Annotated in this window: 25 protein-coding genes; 14 read left to right on the top strand and 11 right to left on the bottom strand. The window is 70.9% G+C overall.

What is annotated here, in order from left to right; genetic code table 11:
• Positions 1 to 98: 98 nt before the first annotated feature.
• The 5 genes from purL to purS form a co-directional block, all read right to left on the bottom strand.
• Positions 99 to 2,396 (bottom strand): phosphoribosylformylglycinamidine synthase subunit PurL, encoded by a 2,298-nt coding sequence (gene purL / locus ACYVD5_RS02385; protein WP_460999180.1) that lies wholly within the window; start codon positions 2,394 to 2,396, stop codon positions 99 to 101.
• 203 nt (positions 2,397 to 2,599) lie between these two features.
• Positions 2,600 to 3,139, bottom strand: a complete 540-nt coding sequence (locus tag ACYVD5_RS02380) for a hypothetical protein (protein ID WP_460999179.1) — start codon at positions 3,137 to 3,139, stop codon at positions 2,600 to 2,602.
• 32 nt (positions 3,140 to 3,171) lie between these two features.
• Positions 3,172 to 3,879, bottom strand: a complete 708-nt coding sequence (purQ, locus tag ACYVD5_RS02375; protein ID WP_460999254.1) for a phosphoribosylformylglycinamidine synthase subunit PurQ — start codon at positions 3,877 to 3,879, stop codon at positions 3,172 to 3,174.
• A 151-nt stretch (positions 3,880 to 4,030) separates the two neighbouring features.
• Complete coding sequence (locus ACYVD5_RS02370) at positions 4,031 to 4,483, bottom strand: ATP-binding protein (RefSeq protein ID WP_460999178.1); 453 nt, start codon at positions 4,481 to 4,483, stop codon at positions 4,031 to 4,033.
• Positions 4,484 to 4,664: 181 nt separating this feature from the next.
• Complete coding sequence (gene purS, locus ACYVD5_RS02365; RefSeq protein WP_460999177.1) at positions 4,665 to 4,907, bottom strand: phosphoribosylformylglycinamidine synthase subunit PurS; 243 nt, start codon at positions 4,905 to 4,907, stop codon at positions 4,665 to 4,667.
• 687 nt (positions 4,908 to 5,594) lie between these two features.
• Between purS and ACYVD5_RS02360 the strand changes: the two genes are divergently transcribed.
• The 7 genes from ACYVD5_RS02360 (at position 5,595) to ACYVD5_RS02330 (ending at position 13,071) form a co-directional block, all read left to right on the top strand.
• Positions 5,595 to 6,191, top strand: coding sequence for a sigma-70 family RNA polymerase sigma factor (locus tag ACYVD5_RS02360; protein ID WP_460999253.1), 597 nt, complete (start codon positions 5,595 to 5,597; stop codon positions 6,189 to 6,191).
• Between the two features lie 297 nt (positions 6,192 to 6,488).
• Complete coding sequence (locus tag ACYVD5_RS02355; RefSeq protein ID WP_460999176.1) at positions 6,489 to 7,076, top strand: TetR/AcrR family transcriptional regulator; 588 nt, start codon at positions 6,489 to 6,491, stop codon at positions 7,074 to 7,076.
• 53 nt (positions 7,077 to 7,129) lie between these two features.
• Positions 7,130 to 8,140, top strand: a complete 1,011-nt coding sequence (locus ACYVD5_RS02350; RefSeq protein ID WP_460999175.1) for an NAD(P)-dependent alcohol dehydrogenase — start codon at positions 7,130 to 7,132, stop codon at positions 8,138 to 8,140.
• Positions 8,141 to 8,530: 390 nt separating this feature from the next.
• Entirely contained in the window at positions 8,531 to 9,646 is a 1,116-nt protein-coding gene (gene pdhA, locus ACYVD5_RS02345; RefSeq protein WP_460999174.1) for a pyruvate dehydrogenase (acetyl-transferring) E1 component subunit alpha, read from the top strand.
• Between the two features lie 2 nt (positions 9,647 to 9,648).
• Positions 9,649 to 10,629, top strand: a complete 981-nt coding sequence (locus ACYVD5_RS02340; protein ID WP_460999173.1) for an alpha-ketoacid dehydrogenase subunit beta — start codon at positions 9,649 to 9,651, stop codon at positions 10,627 to 10,629.
• A gap of 17 nt (positions 10,630 to 10,646) precedes the next feature.
• Entirely contained in the window at positions 10,647 to 12,236 is a 1,590-nt protein-coding gene (locus tag ACYVD5_RS02335) for a dihydrolipoamide acetyltransferase family protein (protein ID WP_460999172.1), read from the top strand.
• A gap of 586 nt (positions 12,237 to 12,822) precedes the next feature.
• Positions 12,823 to 13,071 (top strand): hypothetical protein, encoded by a 249-nt coding sequence (locus tag ACYVD5_RS02330; RefSeq protein ID WP_460999171.1) that lies wholly within the window; start codon positions 12,823 to 12,825, stop codon positions 13,069 to 13,071.
• Between the two features lie 3 nt (positions 13,072 to 13,074).
• On the opposite strand, the gene ACYVD5_RS02325 is transcribed toward ACYVD5_RS02330, so the two are convergent.
• Complete coding sequence (locus tag ACYVD5_RS02325; RefSeq protein WP_460999170.1) at positions 13,075 to 13,989, bottom strand: SDR family oxidoreductase; 915 nt, start codon at positions 13,987 to 13,989, stop codon at positions 13,075 to 13,077.
• Positions 13,990 to 14,101: 112 nt separating this feature from the next.
• On the opposite strand from ACYVD5_RS02325, the gene ACYVD5_RS02320 reads away from it, so the two are divergent.
• Entirely contained in the window at positions 14,102 to 14,662 is a 561-nt protein-coding gene (locus ACYVD5_RS02320) for a TetR/AcrR family transcriptional regulator (protein ID WP_460999169.1), read from the top strand.
• Positions 14,663 to 14,824: 162 nt separating this feature from the next.
• On the opposite strand, the gene ACYVD5_RS02315 is transcribed toward ACYVD5_RS02320, so the two are convergent.
• Entirely contained in the window at positions 14,825 to 15,601 is a 777-nt protein-coding gene (locus tag ACYVD5_RS02315; RefSeq protein WP_460999168.1) for an SDR family NAD(P)-dependent oxidoreductase, read from the bottom strand.
• Positions 15,574 to 15,891: a hypothetical protein gene (locus tag ACYVD5_RS02310; RefSeq protein ID WP_460999167.1), complete on the bottom strand. Its 318-nt coding sequence runs from the start codon at positions 15,889 to 15,891 to the stop codon at positions 15,574 to 15,576. Before ACYVD5_RS02310 ends, ACYVD5_RS02315 begins: the two co-directional genes overlap by 28 nt.
• A gap of 70 nt (positions 15,892 to 15,961) precedes the next feature.
• Between ACYVD5_RS02310 and ACYVD5_RS02305 the strand changes: the two genes are divergently transcribed.
• Positions 15,962 to 16,834 (top strand): LysR family transcriptional regulator, encoded by an 873-nt coding sequence (locus tag ACYVD5_RS02305; protein ID WP_460999166.1) that lies wholly within the window; start codon positions 15,962 to 15,964, stop codon positions 16,832 to 16,834.
• Positions 16,835 to 16,859: 25 nt separating this feature from the next.
• Here the strand turns inward: ACYVD5_RS02305 and ACYVD5_RS02300 are convergent, their stop codons facing one another.
• On the bottom strand, positions 16,860 to 17,645 hold the full coding sequence (locus tag ACYVD5_RS02300) for a TetR/AcrR family transcriptional regulator (protein WP_460999165.1): 786 nt from the start codon (positions 17,643 to 17,645) through the stop codon (positions 16,860 to 16,862).
• A gap of 61 nt (positions 17,646 to 17,706) precedes the next feature.
• Between ACYVD5_RS02300 and ACYVD5_RS02295 the strand changes: the two genes are divergently transcribed.
• Together ACYVD5_RS02295 and ACYVD5_RS02290 are read left to right on the top strand one after the other, a co-directional pair.
• On the top strand, positions 17,707 to 18,645 hold the full coding sequence (locus tag ACYVD5_RS02295) for an ABC transporter ATP-binding protein (RefSeq protein ID WP_460999164.1): 939 nt from the start codon (positions 17,707 to 17,709) through the stop codon (positions 18,643 to 18,645).
• Positions 18,642 to 19,478, top strand: coding sequence for an ABC transporter permease (locus ACYVD5_RS02290; protein WP_460999163.1), 837 nt, complete (start codon positions 18,642 to 18,644; stop codon positions 19,476 to 19,478). Before ACYVD5_RS02295 ends, ACYVD5_RS02290 begins: the two co-directional genes overlap by 4 nt.
• 87 nt (positions 19,479 to 19,565) lie before the next feature.
• Here ACYVD5_RS02290 and ACYVD5_RS02285 read toward each other — a convergent pair whose 3' ends face one another.
• The gene (locus ACYVD5_RS02285) at positions 19,566 to 20,789 is read right to left on the bottom strand and encodes a DUF418 domain-containing protein (RefSeq protein WP_460999162.1); all 1,224 of its coding nucleotides are present in this window, start codon (positions 20,787 to 20,789) and stop codon (positions 19,566 to 19,568) included.
• A 523-nt stretch (positions 20,790 to 21,312) separates the two neighbouring features.
• Between ACYVD5_RS02285 and ACYVD5_RS02280 the strand changes: the two genes are divergently transcribed.
• A complete protein-coding gene (locus ACYVD5_RS02280; protein WP_460999161.1) occupies positions 21,313 to 22,137 on the top strand; it encodes a TetR/AcrR family transcriptional regulator in 825 nt (274 codons plus the stop codon).
• A gap of 360 nt (positions 22,138 to 22,497) precedes the next feature.
• Here the strand turns inward: ACYVD5_RS02280 and ACYVD5_RS02275 are convergent, their stop codons facing one another.
• On the bottom strand, positions 22,498 to 22,881 hold the full coding sequence (locus ACYVD5_RS02275) for a hypothetical protein (protein ID WP_460999160.1): 384 nt from the start codon (positions 22,879 to 22,881) through the stop codon (positions 22,498 to 22,500).
• Between the two features lie 853 nt (positions 22,882 to 23,734).
• Here ACYVD5_RS02275 and ACYVD5_RS02270 point away from each other — a divergent pair.
• Together ACYVD5_RS02270 and ACYVD5_RS02265 are read left to right on the top strand one after the other, a co-directional pair.
• Complete coding sequence (locus tag ACYVD5_RS02270; protein WP_460999159.1) at positions 23,735 to 24,379, top strand: GntR family transcriptional regulator; 645 nt, start codon at positions 23,735 to 23,737, stop codon at positions 24,377 to 24,379.
• 170 nt (positions 24,380 to 24,549) lie between these two features.
• Complete coding sequence (locus tag ACYVD5_RS02265) at positions 24,550 to 25,890, top strand: MFS transporter (RefSeq protein WP_460999158.1); 1,341 nt, start codon at positions 24,550 to 24,552, stop codon at positions 25,888 to 25,890.
• Positions 25,891 to 25,926: the final 36 nt, after the last annotated feature.

Below are 25,926 nucleotides of genomic sequence, written 5' to 3'. Positions count from 1 at the left end.
CGTCCGCCGCCTGCCCCGCCGGAGCGGCGCGCCCGCAGCGCATGCACGCCGGCACGCCGCCCCCGGCCGGAAAACCGCTTGCCCCCGATCGCCCTCGGCTACTCGGCGCCGAGGACCTCGCGCAGCGGGGACTCGTAGGTGTTGCGCAGGGTGTCCAGGTCGATGCTGAAGCCGCCGTCCGCGTAGGTCACCGTCATCGACGAACCGCCGACCGAGCCGATCTCGGTGGCGGGGACGCGGTGGTGCCGGCACAGGCGGGCGAACGCCTCCTCCTGGTCGGTCTCGACCACGGCGATGGCGCGGGCGCCGGACTCGCTGAACAGGGCGGTGAACGCATCGTCCACGTGCACCGTGCAGCCGACCCCGCCGCGCAGGGACGACTCCGCCAGTGCGACGGCCAGACCGCCGCCGGAGAGGTCGTGCGCTGTGGCCAGCACCTCGTCGTCGGCGGCCGCCGCCAGCAGGCGGGCAAGTGCGGCTTCGGCGGCCAGGTCGACCTGCGGCGGCAGCCCGCCGAGGTGGCCGTGCACGCGTTCGGCCCACACCGAACCGCCGAACTCCTCGGCCGTGGTGCCCAGCAGCATGATGCGCGCACCGCCGCTGCGGGCCGGGAACGCGGTGGTGAGCCGGTTGTGCACGTCGCTGATCACGCCAAGCACGCCGATGACCGGGGTCGGGTTGATGGCGCTTTCGCCGGTCTGGTTGTAGAAGCTGACGTTGCCGCCGGTGACCGGGGTGCCCGCCGCGAGGCAGGCATCGGCCAGCCCGCGGGTGGACTCGGCGAACTGCCACATCACCCCGGGGTCCTCCGGCGAGCCGAAGTTCAGGCAGTTGGTGACCGCCAGCGGGCGGGCGCCCGTGGCGGCGACGTTGCGGTAAGCCTCGGCAAAGGCGGCCTGGGTGCCGGCGTAGGGGTCCAACCTGGTGTAGCGGCCGTTGCCGTCGGTGGCCAGGGCCACCCCGCGGTCGCCGGTCTCGCCCACCCGGATCATGCCGCCGTCGTGCGGGGCGGACAGCACCGTGTCGCCCATGACGAAACTGTCGTACTGCTCGGTGACCCACGACGGGTCGCACACCCCGGGCGCGGACAGGACCTGCAGCACCTGCTCGCGCAGCTCCTCGTCGTCGCCGGGCCGCTCCAGGCCGTCGGGGGTGTCGGCTTGCAGGACGTCCTGTTCGGCGGGGCGGGAGTAGGGCCGGTCGTACACCGGGCCTTCGTCGGAGGCGGTGCGCGGGGGCAGATCCACCACGGTCTCGCCGTTCCAGGTCATCACCAGGCGCCCGCCGCGCTCGGCCTCTTCGGGCGTGACCTCGGTGACCTCGCCGATGACCGCGGCCTGGATGTTCCACTTGCCGCAGGTCGCCAGGAACGCGTCGAGGCGCTCCGGCTCGACGACCGCCATCATGCGCTCCTGCGACTCGCTCATCAGGATCTCTTCGGGCGTGAGCGTGGAGTCGCGCAGCGGCACCCGGTCGAGTTCGACGCGCATGCCGCCGGTGCCGCCCGCGGCCAGCTCGGTGGTGGCGCAGGAGACCCCGGCCGCCCCGAGGTCCTGGATGCCGACGACCAGGTCGGCCTCGAACAGTTCCAGGCTGCACTCGATGAGCAGCTTCTCCAGGAACGGGTCGCCCACCTGCACGCTGGGCCGCTTGGCGTGGCTTTCGTCGTCGAATGTGGCACTGGCCAGCACCGACGCGCCGCCGATCCCGTCGGGGCCGGTGGTGGCGCCGAAGAGCACCACCTTGTTGCCCGGGCCGGGCGCCTGGGCGAGCTTGATGTCCTCATGGCGCAGCACACCCACGCACAACGCGTTGACCAGCGGGTTGCCCGCGTACCCGGCGCCGAAGCCGAGTTCGCCGCCGATGTTGGGCAGCCCCAGGCAGTTGCCGTAGAAGGAGATGCCCGAGACCACGCCCGGCAGCACACGGCGCGTGTCGGGGGCGTCCAGTGGTCCGAATCGCAGCGCGTCCATGACGGCGACCGGCCGGGCGCCCATGGTCAGGATGTCGCGGACGATGCCGCCGACCCCGGTGGCGGCACCCTGGTGCGGTTCGACGTAGGAGGGGTGGTTGTGCGACTCGATCTTGAAGGTGACCGCGTTGCCGTCGCCGACATCGACCACACCGGCGTTCTCGCCCATGCCCACCAGCAGCGCGTCGCTGTGCGGCGCCTTGTCACCGAACTGGCGCAGGTGGGCCTTTGAACTCTTGTAGGAGCAGTGCTCGCTCCACATGACCGAGTAGATCGCCAGCTCGGCCGCAGTGGGCCGGCGGCCCAGGATGCGGCGGATGCGCGCGTACTCGTCGTCGGCCACACCCAACTCGGCGTAGGGCTGCGGGGAGTCGGGGGTGCGCTGGGCGGTGGCGACGGTGTCGAGCTGCGGTTGTTCGGGCATCGGTGTGTTTTCCGTTCGGCGAAAGGCTTGCGCGGCGCGGTTGCAGGGCGGGCGGGCCGGCTGGCGGACTGGCGGGCTGCGGACTCGGGCCGGCAGAGGGTGAACCGGCCGGCTGGAAGTCCGGGTGCCGGGAGGCCGGGGCCTCCGGCGGTCACCCGGGCGGCGGCACGGGCACTGGAACAGGCACGGTCACTGGCATGGCGTCAGGATGCGGGTTTTTGGGCGTGCATCAGCATCACGCCCGCACTGGCGTCGGGCGCGTTGACCGGGGTGGCCGTGATCAGCACCTGCCCGTCGGTCAGGTAGCTCTCGCCGAGCGGCACGCTGTCGGGATCGGCCTCGCTGTTGGGCAGCACCCGGCCCCAGCCCTCGTCCAGCAGATGGTTGAAGACCTTGTTGATGGCGGCCTCGGTCTGGTTGCCGGAGTCCTGCCTGTCGCCGTCCTTGCCCCCTTCAAGGGAGATGCCGACGATGCGCACGCACTCCACATCGGGGCACTGCTCGCCGAAGTCGGTGTAGGCGGTGCCCTTGGGGGCCTTGCCCATTGAGTCCAGTTTCGGCGCCGCTGCAGGCGACTCCGCCGAGCCGGTCGGTCCGCCCTGCCCCTGCCCGGCAGCAGAGGGTTCCGGGGCGTTGCGCGCGCTGAACAGACCCCAGGCCCCGGCGGTGACCATGCCCAGGGTCACCGCGGCGGCCAGGACGACCATGGCCACCCGTGACCGCAGCAGGTCCATCATGCGCATAACGTCCCCCAGGATGTCGCGTCGGCGGTGGTCTAGCCCGCCGCGGCCGCTGCCGCGGGGCTGGTGTCGGCCAAGTACGCGAGGAGGGAGGTGAAGAAGTCCAGGCCGTCGGCGGAGGCGCCGGTGAGCTCCTCCACGGCGTGCTCGGGATGGGGCATCACACCGACCACGTTGCCGTGCTCGTTGGCCACACCGGCGATACCGCGCCGGGCGCCGTTGGGCGCATCGCCCACGTAGCGTGCGACCACCCGCCCGGAGCGCTCCAACTCATCCAACGTGGCGTCGTCGGCGACGAAGTTGCCCTCGCCGCTCTTGAGCACGATGCGGATCTGCTCGCCTTCGGTGTAGCGGTTGGTCCAAGCGGTGGCGGTAGATTCCACCCGCACGAGCTGGGGGCGGTTGATGAACCGCAGCGACCGGTTGCGGGTGAGCGCACCCGGCAGCAGGTGGCTTTCGCACAGGATCTGGAACCCGTTGCAGATACCCAGCACCGGCAGCGCCCCCGATCGGGCGGCGGGCACCAGCTCGGTCATGATCGGGGCGAAGCGGGCGATGGCGCCGCAGCGCAGGTAGTCGCCGTAGGAGAAACCGCCGGGCAGGATCACGGCGTCGACGCCCTGCAGACCGGTGTCGCCGTGCCAGAGCGCGACGGGTTCGGCGCCGGCGATGCGGACGGCGCGTGCGGCGTCCCTGTCGTCAAGGGAGCCGGGGAAGGTGACGACGCCCACGCGGGCTGTCATGGGCACTCTCCGGATGTTGGTCGGTGGGAGTCGCGCGCCGCCGCGGCAACAGCCGCCGACGCGTCCGAAACCGAGGTTACCTGCTGACCTCGGCACCTGGGCCAGCGCCGCAGCGCCGGGCGGCCGGAGCGGCGGTCCGGATGCCCGCGGGTCAGCGCAGCGCGGGTTGGCGCTGGGACCATTCGCCGTGTTCGGGCGGCGTTGCGCCGCACTCGCGGAACCGCTTGCGCAGCAGGACCCGCGTGGTGCCGTCGGGATCGCCGGTGATCGCGACGTCCTCCATGACCTGGTGCATCAGAAGAATGCCCCTGCCGGACTCCGCTTCGATGTCTGGCAGGGGCACCTGGGCCGGGTCGAAACCCGGCCCTCTGTGTGAGATCTCCAAGACGCAGGTATCGGTGTGGATCCGCGCGGTAACCTGGTAGCCGCAGGAAGGAGCGCCGTGGTCGACCGCATTGGCGCATGCCTCGGATGCGGCGAGCAGGATCGCGAATCTGCAATCGGCGCAGACACCGGTGGTGCGCAGCGCCTCACCGAGGAAGTCCCGCATCACGGCCACGGTATAGGCCTGTCGGGGGAGCGCAATCGCGAAATTTATGTCCATCGGAAGCCCTCACGACCGGTAGGCACACCATGGAGCCTTCCCGAGGGGCGACCTGCGAAACGGACATGGCGGCTAGTTGGCCGGATGCGGTCCGTGACATTGAGATTGTGCTGCGCAAGCAATGCCGGGCAGGGGTACCGGGCGAATTCAGGTCACGCCTGGCGCGGCGCCGCGATGTGCCCTATTCCACATGCAGCGAGAAATCCTCGATGACCGGGTTCGCCAGCAGTGTCTCGGCCATGCGCCGCACCTCGGCCACCGCGGCGTCGTCGGCCTCGCCGTCGATCTCGACCGCGAACCGCTTGCCCTGGCGGACCTCCTGAACGCCGGCGAACCCGAGGCGCTCGCAGGCGCCGACTATCGCCTGGCCCTGGGGGTCCAGGATCTCCGGCTTGAGCATGACGTCAACCACGACGCGGGCCACAGGGTCCTCCACAGGTTTTCGGGCGGGTTCGCAGGGTCGATGGATCCGCTCCCGCGGGTAGCGGGGAGGCAGGCAGCCAAAAGCGTACGGCACACAGCCTTCCGCGCGGGCTCGAAGGCTCGGCCTCTAGGCTGGAAGGAGGTGCACTTGCCCACACCGTTGGAGGCGCAAGCAATGGCGGCGCCCGGTGTCCGGCACCACCTGCTGCGGGCCCGGCGCCACCGCTGCCACCGGCACACCCGTTGAACCGCCACCGCTGCCGAAGGAGGCGCTGCGTCGATCCGGGCGTTACCCGCGTGCGGCCCGCAACCCCCGGGCGCGCCGGTGGCGGGTGTCCGCGGCGGCCGAGAGCGCCCGGTTGCGTTGGCCACCGCCTCAACCGGCGCCGCATTGTCCGCCATCCGCTCGGGAGTGCCGGGCCCGCATGCCCGCCACTCACCTGGAAAGAGGAGACACTTCGTCCGTGCCTTTACGTTGCGTTCACCGATCGCCGCCATCCTCAACGGAGGCGATAAACGTCCAGGGTTTACCTTACGTTGAACCGCTGAACATCCCGAACCGGTGTTTCCGTGACACGCATCACCCGGCTTGGGCGCATCTTCAGCCGTACTCTGGTGCGTCTATCAAGTTAGTAACAAACACCGGTCGTCCCAAGGGGGAAATTTGACGACCACTCAGCTGGAGCGTATGCGCGGAACCGACGAGTCCACCGAATCGACCGAGTCCACGGGTTCGCTCGACTTCGTCACCGCCGTCACCCCGTATGCCGATCAGCTCTACCCCACCGCCCTGCGCATGACGCGGAACTCCGCCGACGCAGAGGACCTGGTGCAGGAGACCTTCGCCAAGGCGTTCGCCAACTTCCACCAGTTCCGCGCGGGCACCAACCTGCGGGCCTGGCTCTACCGCATCCTGACCAACACCTTCATCAACGGTTACCGCAAGAAGCAGCGCGAGCCCCGCCAGGACTCCACCGACGAGATCAAGGACTGGCAGCTCGCCGCCGCCGACGCGCACCACTCCACCGGGTCGCGTTCGGCCGAGTCGGAGGTACTGGAGCGCCTGCCCGACTCCGCCATCCGCCACGCGCTGGCCGACCTCCCCGAGGACTTCCGCATGGTGGTCTACCTCATCGACGTCGAGGGATTCACCTACAAGGAGGTGGCGGCCCGCATGGGAACGCCGCTGGGCACCGTCATGTCGCGCCTGCACCGCGCGCGCCGGCAGCTGCGTGAGCACCTGGCCGACTACGCCAAGGAGCGCGGGGTCCGCACCGCGGCCTGAGCCGCGCCGCGCGCCCTGCGCCTACTTCCACAGCCCGGGCGGCCCGGCTTGTGCCGCCCCGCCCCGGGAGCGCCACCGTTGCCATCCCCTCGTTGAACGCCAACGGTGTTTACCTGTCACTTTCCGTGACTGTTTCCTTGCAGTATTGCCCGCATGCCGCACTCCGGACCGGTTGCGCCGCGCCTTGACGAGATAGACAAAATGGGTCTAACTTGTAAAGCGTCAATCGCGACGCGAAGAAGAGGTGGGGCTCGTGCGGAACCGGGTAAGAAAACAGCGGCTTGCGGACCGGTGCGCATGACGGCGCAGGAACAAGCAGGCGATCCGTCCCGGAGCGAGGCGATCGCCGAGGCCGCAGTGCCCGTCTTCCTGCGCTACGGCCTGCGCAAGACCTCGATGGACGACCTCGCCGCGGCGGCCGGGCTGTCGCGCCAGGGCCTCTACCTGCACTTCAAGAACAAGCAGGAGCTCTTCCACGCCGCCCTGCGCCGCATGACCGCGCAAGTCCAGGCCGCCGTCACCGAGGCGCTCGCCGACACGGCATTGCCGGCGCACGAGCGCCTACTCGGCGCCTTCACCGCCCTGAACGGGCCGGTCGCCGCCACCGCCGACGACACAGTGGTGGAACTTCTCGCCGCGGCGAACACGCTGGGCAACGAACTCCTGCACGAGTTCGAACACCACGTCGTCGCCGCGGTGGCCGCCGTGCTGCGCGAGGAAGGCGTGCCCGACCGCACGCCGGGCGCAACCCCCGAGGACCTCGCCTACCAGCTCCTCGCCGTCGCGGCGGGCGCCAAACACCTCGCGACGATCGCGCCCGAGGACCGCAGCAGGCACATCCGGACCGCCATCACCCTTGTGCTCGGCCCCCGCTTGGAAACCTGACCCGAGCCCGAACCCGGCCCCCTCTCCGGCCCCGAACCACGAACGGACACGCCATGACCGTGCACGCCTATGCAGTCGACCATGCGGCCGGCCCCGCCAGGGCCTACAAGTACGAGCCCGGACCCCTCGGCCCGCTCGAAGTGGATATCGCCCTCACCCACAGCGGGATCTGCCATACCGACCTGGGCCTCATCGACGACCACTACGGGATGGCGGACTTCCCCGTCGTTCCCGGGCACGAAGGGGTGGGCGTCGTGGCGGCCACGGGCTCCGCCGTCGACCCCCAACGGCTCCAAGCCGGCCAACGCGTCGGCGTGGGCGCGGTCGCCGGATCCTGCTTCGCCTGCGAATGGTGCCTGGCCGGACGCCAGCACCTGTGCCCGGAGCGCGACGACGTGATCTTCCGCGACCGGGGAGGCACCTTCGCCAGCCACATCCGCGCCGGCGACTGGCGGCACGTGGTGCCCATCCCCGACGGCCTGGCCTCCGAGGAGGCGGCCCCGCTGTTCTGCGGCGGCACCACCGTGTTCAACGCGGTCGTCGAGAACGGCGTGCGCCCCACCGACCGCGTCGCCGTCGTGGGCATCGGCGGGCTCGGCCATCTCGCCCTGCAGATCCTGGTGAGCTGGGGCTGCCACGTCACCGCCATCTCCACCAGCGCCGACAAGGAGCAGGACGCCCGCCGCTTCGGCGCCCACGCCTTCCTTACGGCAGACGAGGTCGCCCAGGCCGGCGAGCGTTTCGACTTCATCCTCGACACCGTCGGCGCCGACCTGCCCTGGGACGACTACTTCGCGGCCCTGCGCCCCAACGGCAAACTGTGCGTCGTCGGTGTCCCCGCCAACCCGTTCACCATCGGGCAACTGAGCATCCTGCCCGGGGCGAAATCGCTGGTCACCGCATTGGTCGGCCCGCCCACCGTCACCCGCCAACTCCTCGACTTCGCCGACCGGCACGGCATCCGCGCCCAAGCCGAGGTCTTCCCCCGCGACCAGATCGACCGCGCCGTCGACCACGTCCGCAACGGCCGCGCCCGCTACCGCGCCGTCATCGACCTCCGGTGAACGCCGGCCCCGCCCACCCGCCGGGCCGCCCGAGTCCCAGCGGTCTCGGCGCCGGCCGATGAATGGAAGCGCGGACCGCCGAAAGTCACTGTGTGCAAACAATTCAGAACGCACGGGAGCGTTTCGGCGGACAACCCTTAGGCCGTCCGAATTCTTCTTCGGACGGCCTTGCTAATGCTAGGAAGTCCTGGTAGTTGCACTTTTTCTCGAGTGGTACATCATGGTGCGGCGGACGAAAGTCGGCACTGGGCTCTTGCGCTGCCAGTGGTGAGTTCTGTCACGATGTCGGTAGGGCTGCCGCTATGTCCCGTTACCCCGGGTACGCGGCAGAGATCCGGCCGACGTAGTGGTACCCCGCGAAACCGGCCCCGACCACCCGAGGAGCGACAGGTGTCGGACAACACCGCGCATGGACAATCCGAGCTCGTCCAGCTCTTGAACCCCGACGGAGAACGGCGGCACCACCCCGACTACCCGCTGGAGATCAGCCCCGAGGAGATCCGCGGCCTCTACCGCGACCTCGTACTCGTCCGCCGCGTCGACACCGAGTCGGTCGCCCTGCAGCGCCAAGGCGAACTCGCGCTGTGGGCCTCCCTGCTCGGCCAGGAAGCCGCCCAAATCGGCTCCGCGCGCGCCCTGCGGACCAAGGACATCGCGTTCCCCTCCTACCGCGAACACGGCGTCGCCTGGGTGCGCGGCGTCACCCCCCGCGAACTCCTGAGCCTGTTCCGGGGCGTCACCAACGGCGGCTGGGACCCTGCGCAGCACGGGCTGTACCTCTACTCGATCGTCATCGGCAGCCAGACCCTGCACGCCACGGGCTACGCCATGGGTGTCCAGCGCGACGGCGCCACCGGCGAGGACGGCTCCGCCGTCATCGTCTACTTCGGCGACGGCGCCACCAGCCAGGGCGACACCAACGAGGCGTTCAACTTCGCCGCGGTCAACAACGCCCCGATCGTGTTCTTCTGCCAGAACAACCAGTGGGCCATCTCCGAGTCCTCGGAGCGCCAGGCACGGGTCCCGCTGTACCAGCGGGCCGCCGGATTCGGGTTTCCCGGGGTGCGCATCGACGGCAACGACGTCTTCGCCTCCCTCGCCGTCACCCGCAAGGCCATGCAGCACGCCCGCGAAGGCCAGGGGCCGATGCTGATCGAGGCGTTCACCTACCGCATGGGCGCCCACACCACCAACGACGACCCCACGCGCTACCGCGTCGCGGCCGAGTTGGAGGAGTGGAAGGCAAAGGACCCCATCCTGCGGCTGCGCGCCCACATGCAGGCCGAGGGCATCGGCGACGACGACTTTTTCACCGCGGTCGAGGCCGAGGCCGAGCGCCTGGGCGAGCAAGTGCGCTCCGACTGCCACTCGCTGCCCGAACCCGACCCGATGGACATCTTCCACGAGGTCTATGCCGACCCCAACCCCGAGCTCGACCTGCAGCGGGCCGGGTTCGCCGACTACCTGGCGTCCTTCGAGGACGCCGGCGCCGAGGGAGGCCGGTGACCATGAGCACGAACCTCACCATCGGAAAGGCCATCAACGCCGGACTGCGCCGGGCGATGGAGGCCGACCCCAAGGTCCTCATCATGGGCGAGGACGTCGGCCGCCTCGGCGGCGTGTTCCGGGTCACCGACCAGCTCCACAAGGACTTCGGCGCCGACCGCGTCATCGACACCCCCCTGGCCGAATCCGGCATCGTGGGCACGGCCATCGGCCTGGCGCTGCGCGGCTACCGGCCGGTCTGCGAAATCCAGTTCGACGGTTTCTTCTTCCCCGCCACCAACCAGACCTTCACCCAGCTCGCCAAGCTGCGCCGCCGCTCGGAAGGCGCGCTGAACGTTCCCGTCGTGCTGCGCATCCCCTACGGCGGCGGAATCGGTGCGGTCGAGCACCACAGCGAATCCCCTGAGGCGTACTTCGCCCACACGGCCGGGTTGCGGGCGGTCACCGTCGCCAACGCGGTCGACGCCTACTGGATGATCCAGCAGGCCATCACCTCCGACGATCCCGTCGTGTTCTTCGAACCCAAGCGGCGCTACTACGACAAGGCCGACGTCGACACCGGCGAGTCCGCCGACTCGGCCCTGCCGATGGGCTCGGCCCGCGTGGCCCGGCCGGGCACCGACATAACGCTGGTCGCCTACGGGCCCATGGTCAAGACCGCGCTCCAGGCGGCCGAAGCCGACACCGACCACTCCATCGAGGTCATCGACCTGCGCTCCCTCGCGCCGGTCGACTACCCGCTCGTGCAGGAGTCGGTGCGGCGCACCGGGCGGCTGGTCGTCACGCACGAGGCGCCCGTCACGGGCGGCATCGGCGGCGAGATCGCGGCCCGCATCACCGAGTCCTGCTTCTACCACCTGGAAGCCCCCGTTATCCGCGTGGGCGCCTTCGACACCCCTTACCCGCAGTCCCGCCTGGAGGAGCACTACCTGCCCGACCTCGACCGGATTCTCGACGGCGTCGACCGCGCGTTCGCGTACTAGAGGGGGCGGGAACCAAGGTGAACCAGACGAATCAGGCTGACCAGGCGGGCCGGACGGGCCAGGCCGATACCCGGCAGGGCGGCGTGCGCGAGTTCCGGCTGCCCGACGTGGGCGAGGGACTGGTCGACGCCGAACTGCTGCAGTGGTACGTCCAGCCGGGCGACGAAGTGCAGGTCAACCAGATGATCTGCGAGGTCGAGACCGCGAAGGCGGCGGTCGAACTGCCCAGCCCCTACGCGGGCACGGTCCGCGAGCTGCTGGCCGAGGCCGAGAGCACGGTGGATGTGGGCGCGCCCATCATCACCATCGACACCGGCGGCGGTGATAGCGGATCGGGCGCCGAGGCGGGGCAGGCCGGGCAGGCCGCTGAAGGCGGTCAGGCCGACGAGCGGGAGAAACCGCTCGTGGGCTACGGCGAGCGGGCCGCGTCCACCCAGCGCCGCCGCAGGCGGCCGGGTGCGGCGGCCGCGAACGGTACGGCGGCGGCTCCGGAAGCACCGGCCGAGCGCAACGGCCGGGGTGCGCCGCCGGCCGAACAGACGAGCGCTGCGGGCGCGCCGGATACACGGGGCGCGCAGGAGGCCGTACAGCCGGCACAGGCCGCGCAGCCGGCTCCGGGAACGGGCGCGGGTACCGCAACGGGCGACGGCGCCCCGGCGCGGGCGCTCGCCAAGCCACCGGTGCGCAAACTAGCCAAGGACCTGGGTGTCGATCTGCGCTCGGTCACCCCGACCGGGCCGGGCGGCGTCGTCACCCGCGATGACGTGCGCCGCGGCGCGGGTGAGGGTGCAGAGCCGGCGGGCGCGGGTGCCGCTGCTCCCACCGCACCGGCGCCGGAACAGGCGGCACCCGCCGAGCAGGAGCCTGCGCCGGCAACGGCCGCCGCCGGCCCGGCCCCGGGAGCGCGCGAGGAACGCATCCCGGTCAAGGGCGTGCGCAAGCACACCGCGGCGGCCATGGTGCGCAGCGCGTTCAGCGCCCCGCACGTCACCGAGTTCCTGCAGGTCGACGTCACCAAGATGATGAAGACCGCCAAGAAGCTGCGCGACCGGCCGGAGTTCGCCGAGGTAAAGGTGTCGCCGCTGCTGCTGGTGGCGCGCGCCCTGCTCACCGCCGTACGGCGCCACCCCGAGGTGAACGCCTCGTGGGACGACGAGACCCAGGAGATCGTGCGCAAGCACTATGTCAACCTGGGGATTGCGGCGGCCACCGACCGCGGGCTGGTGGTGCCCAACATCAAGGACGCCCACACCAAGCCGCTGCCGGAGCTGGCCCGCGACCTGCAGCACCTCACCGAAACCGCCCGCGCGGGCAACGCCACTCCGGCGGACCTGACCGGCGGCACGATCACCGTCACCAACGTGGGGGTCTTCGGGGTCGACGCGGGCACGCCCATCATCAACCCGGGCGAGGCCGCGATCCTGGCGTTCGGCCAGATCCGCGACATGCCGTGGGTGCACAAGGGAGAGCTGGCGGTACGCAAGGTGACCACCCTGTCGCTGTCCTTCGACCACCGGTTGGTCGACGGCGAACTGGGATCGAAGGTCCTGCGCGATGTCGGCGCGATGTTGGAGGACCCCAAGACCACGGCGTTGGTCTGGGGCTGATGCCCGGCAGCCGGCGGCTGACGGCTGCCGGCCTGGTGGCGGATCCGGCGGCCGGGGCAGGGCGGCTGGGGTGCGGAAGTGCGCCCCTGCCCTGCCCGGCCCGCAGGCCCGCGCACCACGGTGACAAGGCCGATCGCCGGCCACGCCCAGTGGCGGCCTAATAGGCTTTTGTGATGTCAGTTATCGTGCCATTGTTCGTGGTCGGCATCATCATAGTGCTGGCCGCACTGGTGACCCTTGTGGTGGTGCTGGTGGTGAAGTCCGGCAAGAAGTCCGGGGCTGCCGGGCCTACCGGTCCTTCAGGACCGCCGCAGCAGCAGCCGTACCCGGGTTACCCGGCCGGCCCGCCCCCCGGCGCCCCGGTGCAGCAGGGCCCGCCGCCTGGGCCGCCCGGCCCGCCGCCTAACCAAGGGCCGCAGCAGGGTGGGTGGTAGCAGCTCCGGTAGCGCCCACCGGCGGGGTGGAGCCGCTTCCGCCCCGCCGGGGCTGGCTTGTTCAGCGGCGGGAAGCGGCCCTCAGCGCGTCGACGAACGCCTGCCATCCGGTTGAGGGGAAGGCGAGGCGGCCGTGGTCGAGGCGATGCTTCGTGACCGCCGAAAATAGGGCGTGCCGACCCTGCACGCGCCCCAACACCGATATGGCCTGCGGCTACTGCGGCCATCTTCGGGACGGGCAGTGGCGCCTGCCGCCCCTGCCCGGCGAGCGCGGCGCGGTCCGGGCGGGCCGGATCGCGGGTGTGCGCTCGTATGCGTTGGCGCCCGCCGAGGATGAGATGGCCGCGCAGGCCACACCCACCACACCGACCACGCCCACCGCGGAAACCGGGCAGACCTGAGCCTCAGCCCTGCGGCGCGAGGTGCTGCTGCGCCCACTGGTCGAGCGTGGTCAGCGTCAGCCCGAACTTCTGCGCCTGTTCGGGACGGGCCGGTTGGCCGACCTCGTTCTGCCACGCGTGGGCCGACGCCCAATACGGCATCCCGGCGGCCACCGCCTCCTCGGTCGTCATGTCCGGCGCGGTCAGCTCGACGCCCAGCGCCTTGCCGAGGATCGCCGCGCACTCCGCCATGGTCAGTACGTCGCCCGCCAAGTCCAGTTCGGCCTTGTTGAAGCGGTCCGGGTCGGCGATCGCCGCGGCGGCCGCCGTTCCGACGTCCTCGACGGCGACGGGGGTCAACGCAGAGGCGGGCTTGATGACCGTGATCAGCCCGCCCTGCGGTCCGTTGGGCATCAGGAAGGATGGCGGGAGGAAGTTCTCCATGAAGAAGCCCGGCTTCAGCAGCGTCCAGTACTCGAAACCGGCTTCGCGGAGCCGGTCCTGCAGTGCGGTCTTGGTCTCATAGTAGTTCTCCAGTATTGCCCAGCGGCCCTCGTTCCAGCCGGGGGCAGCGCGGTGCTCGCCGGCACCGGAGGTGGAGGTGTGCACGAACTGCGGGACTCCGGCCTGCCGCGCGGCCTCGATCAGGTTGATGCCCTGCACCCGCTCCGAGTCGCCGTCCAGGTCGTCGAGGTCGGGTGTCTGCACGGAGAAGACGGCCCGGGCGCCTTCGGCGGCCCGGACCAGCGAGTCGCGGTCGCGGAGGTCGCCGGTGACAAGTTCGGCGCCGAGCGCGGCGACCGCCGCCGCCCGGTCGGTGGACGGGTCGCGGACCAGGGCCCGCACCGGAACACCCGCCGCGACCAGGGCGCGGGCGGTGGCCCCGCCCTGCTTGCCGGTGGCACCGGTGACCAGTACGGGGGCGGGGTGTGCAGACATGGTGCCCTCCGGGGCTCGTTGCGATGAATATAAACGGCGGGGGTCGCCGTTTGCCTTTCGGTACAATACACGATGTGGCGGGGCCCGCCACTTTCCCTGTGAAGGAGATGCCTTGACCGGTCAGCGTGTCGACGCCCGCCGCAACTACGCGCGCATCCTCGCCGTGGCCGAGCAGGAGGTCGCCGAGCGCGGGGCCGACGCCTCCCTGGAGCAGATCGCCCGCACGGCCGGGGTCGGCTCGGCCACCGTGCGCCGGCACTTTCCGGGCCGGCGCGCACTGCTGGAGGCGGTATTCAGCCGGCGGATCACGACCCTCGGCGAAAAGGCCGACGAACTGTCCAGGGCCGACGACGCGCGGGCTGCGCTGCTGGAATGGCTGAGAGTGCTCACCGACTACGCCGCGACCGTCCGCGGCCTGGCGAACGCACTGGTCGGCGACGACGCCGCCTCCGCAATGGAGACGCACGCGTGCTCGTCCCAACTCGCCGACGCGGTACACCCGCTGATGCACAGGGCCCAGCAGGAGGGTGCGCTGGCGTCCGAAACAACAGCCGCTGACCTGCACAACCTTGTCGCCGGCATCGTGCTGGCCACGGAACACCACCCGGACCCCGCCGCCGAGGCCAAGCGCCTGCTCGACCTGGCCATCCGCGGGATCAGCCCGGGGGACTGACCCCGCCCCGCCCCGCCACCGCCGCGGCACGCCCTCCAGACGCCCGCCGAGTGGATCGCCGCCTGCCGCGGTCGCGGTGCCCGCGGCCGTTCCGGGCGGCCGTGCGTGGCGGCTCCGGCAGCGACCGGAACGGCCGCTGCGGCGGCCGTCCCGGCGTTGCGGTCAGGCGCGCCGTCCGCCGTCGACCGACAGCGTGGCCCCGGTGACGTAGGAGGCTCCGGCGGAGCAGAGCCAGATCGCGGCGGCGGCGACCTCGTCCGCCGTTGCAAGGCGGCCGAGCGGAGTGATCGCCTCCTGCTGGGCGATCATGTCCGTACCTGCGGCGACCTGGTCGAACATTGCCGTGCGGGTGATCGCGGGCGCGACCGCGTTGACCCGGATTCCCTCCGCTGCGTGGTCGACCGCGGCGACCTTGGTCAGTCCGACCACGCCGTGCTTGCTCGCCACGTAGGCCGGGGCGTGCAGGATGGCGTAGAGGCCGCCGTTCGAGGCGATGTTCACGATCGCCCCGCCGCCGGTGCGGCGCAGTTCCGGAATCTCGTGCTTGATCGAGAAGAACGCGCCCGTGAGGTTGATGCGCAGGACGCGCTCCCACGCCTCCGCCGACATGCCGGCGAGGTCTTGGCCGGTCGACGGAACCGCCGCGTTGTTGACGGCGACATCCAGCCGCCCGAACCCGGCCGCGGTCCGCGCAACAGCGGCACGCACCGAATCCTCGTCCGCGACGTCGGCGGCGACAGCAATGGCCGTGCCGCCATCAGCGGTGATCGCCTCGGCGGTCTCCGCCGCCGCGGTGCCGTCCAGGTCGAGGGCCGCCACACACGCACCCCGGCGGGCGGGATCGGACGCGATGGCGCGTCCGATCCCGCTGCCGGCGCCGGTGACCAGCGCGGCACTACCGGCAAAGTCGTTCACGCCGGCGCCTCGTGGTTCACCCACGCCACCTTGTACGGGTGGCGGGCCTGCCACTTGTGGACGACCTCGCCGGCGCCGGGCGCGGCGAACATCGTGGCCAGGGCCTCGCGGTCCGCGACACCGAGTTGCACAACCGCGGTCGCGATGAACGCGGGGATCGACTCCTCACCGGGGACGGGGATGTGGCGCTGCGCCGAGAACGTCTCTGTCGCACCGGTCTCCGTCATCGCTTTTTCGATGTCCTTTAGGAACTGATCCAGCTCTGCATCCGGGATCGGGTTTTCGAATGCTACGAGCATCGTGTGGTTGATCATGCCTCTATGCTGGCGCTTCGGTTCCGCTGGGGTCCAATACACATCGGGAAACGTCCGATAACCTATGGGAATGAATTTGCTTGAGGTTCGGGAACTGCGGTATTTCGTGGCCGTTGCCGAGGAACTGCACTTCGGCCGTGCCGCCGAACGGCTCTCGGTCGCGCAGCCGGCGCTGTCGAAGACCATCCGGCGCATCGAGTCCCGGCTCGGAGTCCGCCTGTTCACCCGCACCAGCCGCAGCGTGGTGCTCACCGCCCCCGGCGAAACCCTCCTCGAACACGGCAGGCACGCGCTGAACGCGATGGCGGTGGCCGTGCAGCAGGCGCAGCAGGCGGGCGCCCACGAGCGGCTCCGGCTGGTGCTGAAACCCGGCGGCGACGCGAACCTGCTGTCCGGGATCCTCGCCGCCTACGCCCAGCAGCCGAACGCGCGGCAGGTCGACATCCTCTTCAGCGGCAGCGTCGACCGGACCGACCACCTCCACGACGGACGGGCCGACGCCGCCCTGCTCTACGTGCCGTTCGACGACCTCACCGGACTCGCCGCCGAAACCCTCCACGTCGAGGACCGGGTTGCGGTCCTGCCCGAAGGACACGTGCTCGCGCGCCGCAATGCCGTCCGGTTGGCGGAGCTCGCCGGTGAGAGCTTCCCGCGTTGGAAGGGCGTCCCCGGCAGTGTCGGCGACGGGCCCGAAACCACCGACATCACCCAGCTGATCCCGCTGGTCAGGATCGGCCGGACCGTCGCCGTGCTGCCGCGGTCGCTCGTCAGCCCGATTCCGGACGGGGTCGCCTGCGTCCCCGTCGAAGACACCGAACCCAGCCGCATTGTCATCGCCCGCAACGAATACGACCACCGCGACTCGGTCGTTGCGCTCATCAACGCGGCCGTCGCCGCCACGCCGGAACACCGGCGCGGTCCGGCGGCCGGGGCCGGCCGCTAGGTCGGGCGGGTCGCGGCGCCGCCGATCAAGCCGACGCGCGCTCGCGGTCGCTGATGAGGGCCGCCACGCCATGGAGCAGCCGGTCCAGGCCGAAGGTGTAGGCGTGCTCGGGACTGTGCGGCGCTTGGTGCGCCTGGCCCGCCGCTTGGCCGACGCGGGCCGCGATCGGGTACTGGGCGGGGTCGAACACCTCGGTGAGCGGTCCCTGGACCTGCTGCCACCACTGCTCGTCGGTGATGCCGGTGCGTCGGACGGCCAGGTCGGCTTCGAGCCTGCGCCGGGCGACGCCTTCGACGTGGGTGTGCACGAGGGTGGCGACCGAGTCCATCTCGACGTCGGTGAGGCCGATGCCCTCGATCACGCTCAGCTCGCGCTCGTACTTGGCGATGGCGTGCGGCCCCAGCGCCGGGCGCCCGGTGAACACCTGAAGCACCCAGGGATGACGCATGTAGAGGTCCCAATTGACCTGCGCGACCTCGCGCAGGCCGTCGTCCCATGCGGTGTCGCCCCGCGGGCCGAGCCGGCGGACCGCCTCGCCGTAGACGCTGTCGAGCATGGCTGCGACGAGTTCCTCACGGGACGCGATGTAGGTGTAGAGCGACATCGTGCCCACGCCCAGCGACTCGGCGACCCGGCGCATCGACAGGGCGCCGAGCTCCTGGTCGCCGTCGGCGATCGCGACTCCGGCGGCGACGACCTCCGCGGTGGTCAGTGTGTGCTTGGGGCCGCGCCGCGGTAGCTGCCGGGTGCCCCACAGCGTGGCGATCGTGCGCGCCGGATCGCCGCTGCCACCGATCTCTGTCTCCGCCATGGCCTCATCATAGGAAGATTTACTTCGTGCGCTGTACGAAGTTATTGCTACTCTTCTCCGTATGGCATACGAAGAGAAGGTGGCGGCGTCCGGCGCCCCGCCGGGAGCCGCGGCGATCGAAGCCGTCGACGTGCACAAGCGCTACAAGGGAAAGGCGGCGCTGGACGGATTCGGTCTGCGCGTCGAGCCGGGCACGGTGTGCGGCCTGCTCGGGCCGAACGGGGCCGGCAAGACCACGGCCGTCCGGATCCTGACGACCCTGCTCCGCCCCGACTCGGGCCGGGTCCGTGTGGCAGGGTGCGACGCGCTCGGCGCCCCGCGCGCGGTTCGCTACCGGATCGGCCTGGTGGGTCAGAACGCCGCTGTGGACGAGATTCTCAGCGGTCGGCAGAACCTGGTGATGTTCGCGAAGCTGTATCACCTGCCGACCGCCGCGGCCCGCCGGCGGGCCGGTGAACTGCTGGAGCGGTTCGACCTGGCCGGAGCCGCCGACCGGTCGGTCGCCGAGTACTCCGGCGGCATGCGCCGCAGGCTCGACCTGGCCACCAGCCTGATCCTGTCGCCGCCCGTGCTGTTCCTCGACGAACCCACCACCGGCCTGGACCCGCGGGCCCGGACCGACGTGTGGGACGCGATCAGGTCGCTCGCCGGTTCGGGCACGACCGTGCTGCTGACCACCCAGTACCTGGAGGAAGCCGACCGGCTGGCCGACCGGATCGCCGTCATCGACGCCGGACGGGTCGTCGCCGACGGCACCCCGGACGAGCTGAAGGCGAGGGTGGGGCCCGACCGGGTCGAAACCGTCACCCGAAAACCCACCCTCGACGAGGTCTTCCTGCACCTGACCGGCAGCGCCGGTGTAACCGGCGAGACCGGCGCGACAGGGACCGAGCAGGCGAGCGAACGGATCGCTGCGCAGACCGTCGACCAGCCGGCCGGGCACCCGGCCGATCAGCCGGGCGACCGGACAGCCGACCAGGCACCGGAGCAGACATCATGACCCCCACGAAACCGACCGCGCTGCCGCCCGCCCCGCAGCCGCCCGGGCCATCGGCGGCCGACGGGCTCCGCGATGCCGCCACCCTGGCCGGGCGGGTCCTGCGGCACTGGAGGCGCCGTCCCGTATCGATCCTGGTGGGGCTGCTGTTCCCGGTCCTGATGGTGCTGATGTTCGGCTACCTTTTCGGCGGCGCCATGGCCGTCCCGGACGGCCGGTACATGGACTTCCTCATCCCCGGCATGTTGGCGATGACCATGCTGTTCGGGTTGGAAGGCATGGTCGTGAGCGTCACCGCCGACGCAGCGAAGGGCGTCACCGAGCGCATCCGCGCCATGCCGGTCGCGACCGCGGCGGCCCTGGCCGGCCGCTGCTTCGCCGACATGGCCAACGCCGTGGTGGGCCTCGCCGTTATGGTCACGACCGGGCTGTTGACCGGGTGGGCGCCGGACCGCGGCCTACCGCCGGCGCTGGCGGCGCTCGGGCTGCTGCTGTGGCTGCGGTTCGCGTTCACCTGGGTCGGCACCTACCTGGGGCTGCTGCTGAAAACCCTGGAGGCGGCCGTTGCCGTGCAGATCCTGGTCTGGCCGGTCGGGTTCCTCTCCAGCGCGTTCGTTTCGCCCGGCACGATGCCGGGCTGGCTCGGCGCCATCGCCGCGTGGAACCCCCTGTCGGCCACTGCCGCGGCCATCCGGGAGCTGTTCGGCAATCCTGATTGGAACGCGCACAGCTGGGCGGCCGACCACTCGGCGGTCCTCGCGCTCGGTTGGCCGGCGGTGCTGACCGCGGTGTTCCTGCCGTTGGCCGTACACCGGTACCGGGGCTTGGGGCGGTGACGAACGTTCCCGGTGCCGGTCGATCGGTCGAGGGGGCGGCCGATCGACCGGCCGGCGAGTCCGGTACCGTGCCGCGCCGCGCCGCCGTTACCCGGACCGCGGTTGCGCGGGGGGTGCGGTGGCGCGGCCGCCGTACATCAGGCGGCGGAGTGCCACCTCTGCCGGGCCGCGGCGGCCGGTGCGGTCGAGGGCGTAGGCGCCTGCGACCGTGAGCAGCCACACGCCGATCGCGACGAGCGCCATGGTCGCGCTGGTCAGGTGCGCGCCCAAGCCCAGCCCCCAGGCGGCCAGCAGTGGCGCGGCGATCAGCGAATGCGCGAGGTAGCAGGACAGGGACCGGTTGCCGACCGCGGCGACCGCCGCCACCGGCAGGCTGCGCCGGGCGCTGTCGGAGAGGTGGTGGACGATCAGGGCGAACACCGAGACGTAACCCAGCCCGCCCACTACGCCAGTGATCGACTGGATCGTGTACAGCGGCCCGCCCTCGGCCATCATCGCTGGTGCGGCGCCGAGCACACCGACATGGGCCAGGGCGGAAGGCAGCCCGCCGAGCAGGCCGACGGCCACCCCGACGATCGCGGTGCCGCGCAGCAGCGGCAGGTACCGTTCCGGCTCCTCGAGGAGCCTCTTGCGGGCGGACCAAAACCCGAGCAGCATCGCGGTGTAGGAAGAGAAGCCGAGGAGCCCGCCGCCGAAGGCGACGAACAGCCACGTGGAGAACCGGGTGGCGACCGAGGCGGCGTAGCTCTCCTCGCCGGAGGCGTAGTAGGTGGTGGAGGGCTCGGTGGCCAGGGCGGCGGAGTCGCCGGCGGCCAAAATGCCAAGCGCGGACTGGGACTCGAAGTACGCGGAAATGCCCAGGAAGAGCACCGCCCACACCAGCAGCGTGGTGTCGCGCCGGCGCAGGAACAGCCAGCCGATCAGCAGACTCGCCACCCCGTAGGTGCCGAGGATGTCGCCGCCCAGCAGTAGGGAGCCGTGGAGCAGGCCGAAGACGAGCAGCCACAGACTGCGGCGCCGCAGCAGCCGCACGGCGGCGCGCTTGGTGCTTCCGGCGTCGGTCTGGCGCCGCATGACCTGCATCATGCCGTAGCCGAAAAGGAACGCGAACAGCGGGAAGATACGCAGATCCAGCCCGGTGATCATGGCGAACTGGACCGCCCGGTCCACCGCTGAGCCGTCGACCGGGTGCCAGCCGGAGGGGCCGTGCTCAGCCGTGTAGAGGAAGAACGCGGTATTGGACAGCACGATCAGCAGCAGCATCAGCCCGCGCGCGAGGTCGGGCGCAAGCGCCCGCTCGCCGGCGCGCACGCCGCCGCGGGGCGGGGGTTGGTGCCGGCGGGGCGCGGTCGAGCCGGGCGGCTCCGCGTCCGCCGGGTCGGCCGGCACCGCCGGGTGGGCCGCCGCCGCGCCGGGCGGCTCGGCGTCCTGTGGCGGCGGGGGACCGGTTGTCCACAGGTCGGCGGATCGGGTTGGTGGTGTGGAGGTGGGGTCGGCTTGACTTGAATTAAGGGGTCCCCCGGGGGCCTCCGTGTCGTCGTGTCCACTTGTCCACAGGTCGGCGGATCGGGTTGGTGGTGTGGAGGTGGGGTCGGCTTGACTTGAATTAAGGGGTCCCCCGGGAGCCCCCGCATCGTCGTGCCCGCTCGCCGCCCCGCCGCCTTCACAGGCCCCGGGCTTGCCCGCATCTGACATCGGCGCGTCCCTTCGCCGGGGTGTCCGCCGTATTCCGGGATGTCCGCCTCGGTGGCACGGTGACAACCGGATAACAACTTCGAACACCGTTCGGAGTAATATCCCCGAACGGTATACGGAGTTTTATGCTGTCTGCAAGATGAGTACCGAAGACACCTACGAAGACCCCACCCGCGCGCTGAAGATGCTCTGGGGGGTGGACGATCCGCACCCCCGCCGCGGTCCGCGGCCCGGGCTGAGCCGTGAGCGCGTGGTCCAAGCCGCGATCGAGGTCGCCGAGGCCGAAGGGCTGGCCGCGTTGTCCATGCGCCGGGTGGCGCTGCGGCTGGAGGTCGGCACGGCCTCGCTGTACACCTATGTCCCGGGCAAGCCCGAACTGCTTGCGCTGATGCTGGACGCAATGGTCGGCGAGGGGCCGCTGCCGCACACCCTGCCCGGCGGATGGCGCGAGCAGTTGGAAGCCGTGGCCCGTTCCGACTGGGCGGACTTCCGCCGCCACCCCTGGACTCTGCAGATCGCCTCGGACCGGCCGCTGCCGGGCCCGAACCTAATGGCCTGGTTCGACTCCGCACTGCGGGTGCTCGAAGGCACCGGCCTCACCGGAGCCGAACGCATCACGGTGGTCGAAGGACTCGACGGCCTGGTCCGGGGCATGGCGCGCAACGCCGCCGACCCGGCGATCCGGCCGCCGAGCGAAGACGCCGGCGGGCAGGCGCAGGCCTGGCAGGCGGCTCGCGACGAGTTTCTGGAGAGCCACGTCGACTTCGCCCGTTACCCGCACTTCGCCGCGGCTTTCAGCAGCGGTGCGGCGCCCGGACCGGACGAGGTCTTCGAGTTCGGGCTGCGCCGCATGCTCGACGGCGTGGCGGCCCTGATCGCCGAGCGGGGAGGAGGGAGCAGTGGCAGCGCCGGAGGGAACGGCAGTGGCGGCGGGAAGAGCGGCAACGGCAACGGCAACACGTAAATCGCCGATGCGGTCAGCCTGTTGCGGCTCTCCGGCTCTCCGGCTCTCCGGCTCTCCGGCTCTCCGGCTCTCCGCGATCCGGGGCCCCGCGGGTCTGTGCGGTCCCGCGGGCGGCCCCGCCCGCAATCGCGGAAAATTTCCTTCCGGTGCGGCGGAACCGATCGGGCGTGACCGGCATCTGACTCTGCAGAGGCTCCGATCGAGTCATATCGAGTCTCGACCAAGGATCAACGGGACACCTGACCCCGGCCGCGACGAAGCGGTGGCACTGCCGATGAACCACTGAACCTCTGAGTGCCCGCTGCGGGCTTGGTGAGGCTCCTGGGCACCCGATGGGTGCAAGGGGCCGCCGGGATCGCTTCAGGCGGCTGTGAGGGAGGGGGAGGGGGCGTGGTGGCGACCGCGCTGGAAGGGGCTCGTGAGGGGGAAGGAGAATGCGTTCAGCATCTCCGCGGCCCCAGCGGGATCGCTGGCCGGATGGGTGACGGTGCTACCCACCAGGTCGTTCCAGAAGAACTGGCCGTCGCGGCACCAGACGTTGATACCCCGCATGACCGATATGACGGCGAGCTCGGAGGTGCCGGCCCGGTACATCGGACGGGCGGCGAGCGCCGTGAGTTCGTCCCACAGAGCGGTGACGGCTCGCTCGGCGCAGAACGCGTGCCGAGGTCTGTGTTTCACGCGGTTGGCCAGCGCCGATTTGACGCGGCAGGCCCGCGGGTTGTTCAACCGCCAGTGACTCAATTCGACGTCTCCTGATCAGTCCGGTTACCGCGGCGATGTGCCGCTCTTACGAGCTTTCGCGCTGCCGCGGGCAGAGCATGGGCCGGTCAGTCAAAGACCCACGATCTTCGCAAAGTTGGTAGGCAGCGAACCCTGTCGTTACCTCCTGGTTATTCTTTGCGCTCCGGATAGTAGCAGGGATTGCCCCCTAGGGGTCGACCCTCAAAAATGTGGCCCATGTCACAGGTGGAGGCAGGGTGACATCTGGGTGTACGAGTTGTTTTTCCAGCTCAGGAGGGGTGTTCGAAGTGCTGTGTGGCCGTTTTTGGCCACTGCCCCTGACTGTGCTCCTCTATGGGAATACGGGTTGATCCGCCGGGGCCGGGTGCGTCAGGCCGACGCGTTTTCGCAGGTGAGGGTGGTTGTCTGCGGGTTTTCGCTACCTTATTCGCGAGTCAAACCTGTTGGACCGTACAAATCTGCCCAATGACTTCCGGGGGTGGAGCGCATCGGCGTTTCGATCGACGCAGCGTGTTTAAGCAAATTCGCAACGTGGTAGTCAATGCTGCTGGGTGGCCGCCCCGGGACGCGGATCGGAGGCGGTTGCCCTTGGTTGTTGCATGGGTCTGCCTTTGCCCGCTTTTGTCTGGCATATCCGGTTGCGTTGCCCAGGGTTGCCCCACCGCATGGCCACTGCACGCCCGCAGCGCTCACCGTCCCGCGGGCCCACCGCAGCCGGCGCCCCCGGGGGGGGCGAGTCCGGCCCCCGTGTCCCGGGCCACTCTGCCGGGTGGTGCGTCACACCCCTTTGTCCTGCTGTTTCCTCTCCTTTTCGCGCGCACGCGCGGGAGATTGCGGCTAGCATAGATACAAGATGCATACAACGACTTCCGCGACCGACCGCGCCTACCGCTACGCCAAGGACGCCATCCTGGGCCGCCGTTATGCCGGCGGCGACCTCATCAGCGAAGGCGACATCGCCACCGGCGTCGGGGTCTCCCGCACGCCTGTGCGCGAGGCGCTGCTGCGGTTGGAGGCCGAAGGACTGGTGCGGCTCTACCCCAAGCGCGGTGCACTCGTGGTCCCCGTCTCCCAGGGCGAGATCGACGACGTCATCGAGACCCGCCGCCTGGTCGAGACACACACCGCGCAGAAAGCGGCCGGCGCCGCTCCCGCCGCGCGCGAGGACCTCGCGCGGCGGCTGAGTGAGCTGCTGGAGCGCATGCGCGCCGAGGTCGAGGGCGGCCGCCAGGCATTCGTATTCGCCGACCGCGAGTTCCACCGCGAGATCGTCGCCGCCGGCGGCAACGACATCCTCGCCGGCTTGTACGACTCGCTGCGCGACCGCCAGTTGCGCATGATGGAAGAGGGGGTTCGCACCGTGGAGCAGATGCGTCGGAACATCGACGAGCACGCGGCCATCCTTGCGGCGATCAGGGTGGGCGACCCCGAGACCGCCCGCCGCGTCGTGCAGGTCCACTTGGACGCCGCCGCGCAACTGCTGGGTGCCCGCACGTGAGCGGCGCCGACCCCGCCCCCGGAACCGCTGCCCCCGGGCAGCCGGACCGGCCCGGCGAATCAGACCGGACGAACCCCGCGGACGGGTCGGAGCGGTCGGTGCGGACCGGCTCCGCGCAGCGCCGCCGCGAGCGAAGGGTCCAAGTGTGCGCAAATTCATCCGGTGACCGGTTGTCCGGCGAATCCCCGGAGGCCGACGGCGCAGACCCTGCAGCCCCCGCCCCCACCGCCTCCACAGCCCCCGAAGTCCCCGCGGCCTCCGCGGATCCCGCCCCCCTGCAGGCACCGGGCGGCGGCCGGGCCTGGCTGGTGTGGGGCGTCGGAGTTGGCGTCTACTTCCTGGCGATGTTCCACCGCAACGGCCTCGGCGCCGCCGCCCTGGAGGCCCAGCAGCGCTTCGACGTCGGACCGGCACTGCTGTCCATGCTCCCGATGCTCCAACTACTGGTGTACGTGCTGCTGCAGGTGCCCACCGGGGTGCTCGCCGACCGGGTCGGCCCGCGCGTTTCCCTGCTGTTCGGGTCGGTCGTCATGGCGCTGGGCGTGGGCCTGTTCGCAGCGGCCCCCTCGGTCGAGGCGGCCATCGCCGGCCGGGTGCTGATCGGTATCGGCGACGCGGTCACCTTCCTGAACGTCATCCGGTTGGCCGCGCTGTGGTTCCCCCGCTCCCGCTACGCGCTCGTCAGCGCCCTCACCGGGGTTGCCGGAGGGCTGGGCCAGGCCGCCAGCGTCGCCCCGCTGTCCTTCGCACTGCACGGCCTGGGCTGGACGGCCGCATTCCTCGTATTCTCCGGCGTGACTCTGGCCATGACCCTGCTCGTACTGCTGGTGGTGCGCGACCGGCCCGGAGGCGGCCCCCCTGCGGCCCCGCACGCGCCGATCGCCGCATGGGCGAGCATCACCGGCGCGCTGCGGACCCACGGCCCGCGCGTGGGCCTGGCCCACCACGCCGCGATCATGCCGCCCTTCACGATGCTGGGCATGCTGTGGGGCTACCCCTTCCTGGTGGAAGGAATGGGGTTTTCGCCCGCCCTGGCCGGCACGCTGCTCTCGGGTGTGGGCGTGGCCGTGCTGTGGACCTCCCCGCTCATCGGCGCGCTCGCCGGCCGGTGGCCCGGCGTGCGGCGGCCGCTGGCAACGGGGCTGGCGGGCATGCTCGGGCTGGGCTGGCTGGTGCTGGTCGGCTGGCCCGGCGGGCTCCCGCCGGCGTGGCTGGTCGTGATCGTGCTGGTGGTCAGCGCGGCCGGCGCGGTGATCGCGCCCGCCCTGTCCTTCGACTTCGCCCGCGACGGCATGCCCGCCGAACGCACCGGAGTGGCATCGGGACTGGTGAACATGAGCGGCTTTCTGACCACGGTGGTGGTCATCGTGGCCGCCGGGATCATCCTGGAGACCGGCGCCGGGTTCCAGGCCGCGTTCGTCCCGGTCACCGTCACCACGGTGCTGGCGGGCGGCGTGCTTGCCGTGCTGCTGTGGCGCCGCCCACTGGACGGCGACCGCGCCCGCCGCTGAACCCGCGCGAACCGCCGGCGGCGCCTGAGCCCGCGC

The sequence above is a fragment of the Streptomonospora sediminis genome, from assembly GCF_054778995.1.
Note: the sequence above shows the minus strand (reverse complement) of the source record. Positions and strands in the feature narration are given on the sequence as shown.